The 4,084-nt window shown below is 70.1% G+C and carries 4 protein-coding genes; 1 reads left to right on the forward strand and 3 read right to left on the reverse strand.

The features are described from left to right. Positions 1 to 356: 356 nt before the first annotated feature. The 3 genes from E1181_RS30935 to E1181_RS30945 all read right to left on the reverse strand — a co-directional run bounded on the left by E1181_RS30935 (position 357) and on the right by E1181_RS30945 (position 3,253). A complete protein-coding gene (locus tag E1181_RS30935; RefSeq protein WP_132679948.1) occupies positions 357 to 1,859 on the reverse strand; it encodes a DEAD/DEAH box helicase in 1,503 nt (500 codons plus the stop codon). A gap of 221 nt (positions 1,860 to 2,080) precedes the next feature. After that, positions 2,081 to 2,824: a peroxide stress protein YaaA gene (gene yaaA / locus E1181_RS30940; protein ID WP_132679949.1), complete on the reverse strand. Its 744-nt coding sequence runs from the start codon at positions 2,822 to 2,824 to the stop codon at positions 2,081 to 2,083. A gap of 18 nt (positions 2,825 to 2,842) precedes the next feature. Then, positions 2,843 to 3,253: an endonuclease domain-containing protein gene (locus E1181_RS30945; protein WP_132679950.1), complete on the reverse strand. Its 411-nt coding sequence runs from the start codon at positions 3,251 to 3,253 to the stop codon at positions 2,843 to 2,845. Between the two features lie 19 nt (positions 3,254 to 3,272). On the opposite strand from E1181_RS30945, the gene E1181_RS30950 reads away from it, so the two are divergent. Further along, the gene (locus E1181_RS30950; RefSeq protein WP_132679951.1) at positions 3,273 to 3,806 is read left to right on the forward strand and encodes a hypothetical protein; all 534 of its coding nucleotides are present in this window, start codon (positions 3,273 to 3,275) and stop codon (positions 3,804 to 3,806) included. Positions 3,807 to 4,084: the final 278 nt, after the last annotated feature.

Consider the following 4,084-nt stretch of genomic DNA (forward strand, 5'->3'; position numbering starts at 1 on the left):
GCCGCCCGAGCCCAGTTCCACGACGTCGGCGCTCCTCAGCAAGCAGCCCGCTGAGGTAGAGGGCAAGTTCGTCGGCGACATCAAGCGTGGCACGATAAGTGATCACGTGGGGTCCTGGTCCTGTGAAGAATGATCTTGTGGTGAGACCTCTTCTATCAGGACCCCACGCCCACACCCCTCCAGGCACTCAGCCCCAACCCACTGAGATCACCTCACTGAAACCCGGTACCGGACTTCCACTGAAACCCGGGGTCCAAGTTCCACTGAAATCGTGGACCCGTGACGGGGCGGGCAGATACGCGAACGCGGACGACCACGAGGGTTTCGAGGTCGTCCGCGTTCGCGCGATGCGGGGTTCAGCGAGGGGAGTTGGAGCGGCGAGCGCGCTGCGGGGCGCCCGTGCGACCGCCCGATGCTCCGCGGCGGTTGCGGTTCGCGTTGCCGCTCGCGCCGCCTCCACCGTGGGTGCCTCGGCGGGACGGTTCGGTCCCGCGCGGGGCGCGCTGCGGGCGGTGCTCACCGCGCGACTTCGCGGGCTTCTGCGGCTGACGCTGCGGTGCGGCCAGCGGCGTGCCGGACGGTTCGCGGGCGCCGGTGACGCGCGCGAGTTCGGCGTCCCGCGGCCGGACCTCGGTCGTGATGGCCTTGACCCCGGCCTGGTTCGCCATGGCGCGGAACGCCTGCTTCTGGTCGTCGGTCACCAGCGTCACCACCGTGCCGCTGGAACCCGCGCGCGCGGTGCGACCGGCGCGGTGCAGGTAGTCCTTCGGGTCGGCCGGCGGCTCGACGTGCACCACCAGGCTCACGTCGTCGATGTGGATGCCGCGCGCCGCGACGTTGGTGGCCACCAACGTGCTCGTCGAGGCGTTCTTGAACTCGTCGAGGATGCGGGTGCGGGCGTTCTGCGCCTTCCCGCCGTGCAGCGCACCGGCTTCCACGCCGACGGCGCGCAGCTTCTTGGCGAGCCGGTCCGCGTGGTGCTTGGTGCGCACGAACATGATGGTGCGGCCCTCGCGCGCGGCGATGCGGGCCAGCACGTCCTGCTTGTCGGTCGCCGACACCAGGAACTGGTGGTGCTCCATGCTGTCGACGCTGGCCGACGGCGGCGCCAGCGAGTGCACCACCGGGTCGGTCATGTACCGCTCGACGAGCTTGTCCACGTCACCGTCGAGGGTCGCGGAGAACAGCAGCCGCTGACCGTCGGAGGGAACCATGTCGAGCAGTTCCCGGACCTGCGGCAGGAAACCCATGTCGGCCATCTGGTCGGCCTCGTCCAGCGCGGTGCGCTCCACCTCGGACAGATCGCAGGTGCCCTGCCGCACGTGGTCGGCAAGGCGGCCCGGAGTCGCGACCAGGACGTCCACGCCGCGTCGCAGCGTGTCGACCTGCCGGTTGAAGGAGGTGCCGCCGACGACCTCGCGGACGTACAGGCCCAGGGCCTTGGCCAGCGGCTTGAGCGAATCGGTGACCTGGGTGGCCAGTTCGCGGGTGGGCACCAGCACCAGGCCGCGCGGACGCATCGGGCGCGCGCTCCCGGTCTGCAGCGCCAGCAGCGGGAGCCCGAACGCCAGCGTCTTGCCGGACCCCGTCTGGCCGCGGCCGAGCACGTCACGTCCCGTCAGCGCGTCCGGGATGGTGGCGGCCTGGATCGGGAACGCCTCCTGCATGCCGCTGTCGTGCAGGGCGCGGACCAGGCGGTTGGGCAGTCCGAGATCGGCGAACGGCGCCGGGTCGACGGCCGTCACCCCGACCTCGTCGAACAGGCTGCGCTTGACCGGCTGCGCCTTGGCCTGCGGACGGCGACGTCGCGGACGTCCCGGCTGGCTGCGGCGTGCGGGCGTGGCAGAAGAAGAAGGCACGAAAAGTACTCCCCGGAGGTAGGCACGTCACGGGGAGAGCTTCGCGGGTCTTTCCGCGGGCGATCACGAGGACGAGCCCGGCGCGATACCGCGCCGATGGGTGGGCGAACGCGGCGGACGCCGCTCGCATTGCGGCCGAGTGCCGGCCGCAGACAGCCCGCAGTCTATCGGACCGAACCCGGCGTCCGGGGGACAGGCGTCGGGCTGTGCTGTTCGTCTCCTCAGGCCGTGACGACGACGCAGAGCTTGCGGTCGGCCTCACGCTCCACCCGCAGCCCTGCCTCGGCGGCGACGTCCAGGACGTCCTCGACCGATCGCGGCTCCTCCGGCGCGCAGGCCAGCGCCCGCGCCAACCTGCCCTTGTGGGACTTGTTGTGGTGGCTGACGACCTTGCGCTTGCCCGAAGCGTCCTCGGACAGCACCCGCACCTCCACCGCACCGCTGACCTTCGCCAGCGCCGCGTAGGCGCCCGAGCGCAGGTCCACCACGAGATCGTCGGCCTCGGCCAGCACGGGTTCCAGCACCGGGCGCCACACGCTGCGCAGCGTCCCCAGCCCGGGCAGCGAACCTCCGCCGGAGAGCCGGTAGGCGGGGATCGAGTCGGTTCCGCGCACCAGCCCGAACAGCGCCGAGGCGACCGCCAGCCGCTCATCGGCCTGCTTGCGCTGCGCGGGTTCCAGGGAACCGATGTCCAGGGCGTCGTAGAGCACGCCGGTGTAGCGCTCCAGCGCGGGAGCGGTGTGGGAGGACCACAGCGCGGCGTTGCGCTCCACCTCGTCGACCTGCCGCTCGGAAATCCCCAGAACTTCAAGACTTCGCGGCACGTCACCGGCCAAAGTGGACAGTGCGTCGACGAGCTCGCGGCGGGTCTCGTTCAGCTCCGGGTGCGACATTCCGGCCAGCTCCAGCGGAGCGCCGTCCCCACCAGCAGCCTTGGTCTCCGAAGGAGGAAGCAGAACCAACACGCCCACCAGGGTAAGCGGTCACGCGGCCACCCCCGACCGGACTCCCAGCGCTGCCGCGACCTCGGCCATGACCTCGTCCAGGTGATCGCGGAGCCGGTCGTTGGTCACGACGATGACCGTCCACCCCAGCGCTCTGAGCCGATCGCGACGAACGCGGTCGTGCTTGGCCTGGGTCGGATCGGCGTGCCAGCCGCCGTCGCACTCGACCGCGACCTTCGCCTCCTCGAAGGCGAGGTCCAGCCGGGCGACGAAGCGATCTCCGTCGAAGACCTCCAGCTGCGGCACGGGATGCAGCCCGCGCAGCACGAACTCGACCCGGAGAACCGACTCGGGAACCGATTCGGCCCGCCCGTCCAAGTGCGGAATCCGCAGCCGCGCCCGCCTGATCCCGTGGTCGTGCCTGCCGACGAGGGAAACCCGCGATCTCATCCACCGTGATCACCCCGGCGTGCAGCAGGGCGTCGCAGTGGGCGACCGCGTGCGTGATGGACCGCTGCTTGAGCAGGTCGAACGCGATGCGCGCAAACCCGGCCACGCCGACCCCACGCCACGGCGAGTGCTCGAACTCGGCTACCCGCACCGCAGAACAGCGCAGCCCCTTCCTGCGCATCATCAGGTCGGGATTCGGCACGATCACCTCCACCGGGTCGCCGAAGCCGGCGAGGTCCACGCCGCGCAACGTCGCGGCCGATCTGCCGGTGATGACCGAGCCTTCGGGGACGGTCAACGCAGCCGCGGCGCATTTCAGCACGTGGGTCAGGGGCGTGGTGGGGATGGTGTAGACGCCGTGGAACACGCGGAGGAAGCGGGCGTAGATCTGTTCGTCCGTCAGACCTGCCGCTCGGGCGTCGCATCGGCGGAAGACGGTGATCGGGAGTTCGTCGATGACGGGCGGGCGTCGCTGGGTTCGCATACCAAGAAAGAGGAACGAGCCCGTCCCACAGATACACCCGCCGACCCTCGACGCCCCGAAACTCCCTGAAGGTGTGAACGGAACGCTCGATTTTCGACGGCGGCGACCGGATTACTCCCGTATTCCGGTCCCCGATTACGGGAGTAATCCGGGTCCTCCCGCCCCCGCCCCGGAATACCGCCGTAATCGGAACCCGGAATACCGCCGTAATCGGGGACCTGAATACCGCCGTAATCGGGTCACCCGCCGTGGTCAGGTGCGGGTTGAGGAGGAGAGGAGTGGGTTTGAGGGTGGGAGGACGGGTTGAGAAGACAGTGGCTGGAGATTCTCATCGGGTGGGCTGCGGG

It is taken from the genome of Saccharopolyspora terrae (genome assembly GCF_004348435.1).
In the GTDB taxonomy this organism is placed as follows: Bacteria; Actinomycetota; Actinomycetes; order Mycobacteriales; family Pseudonocardiaceae; genus Saccharopolyspora; species Saccharopolyspora endophytica.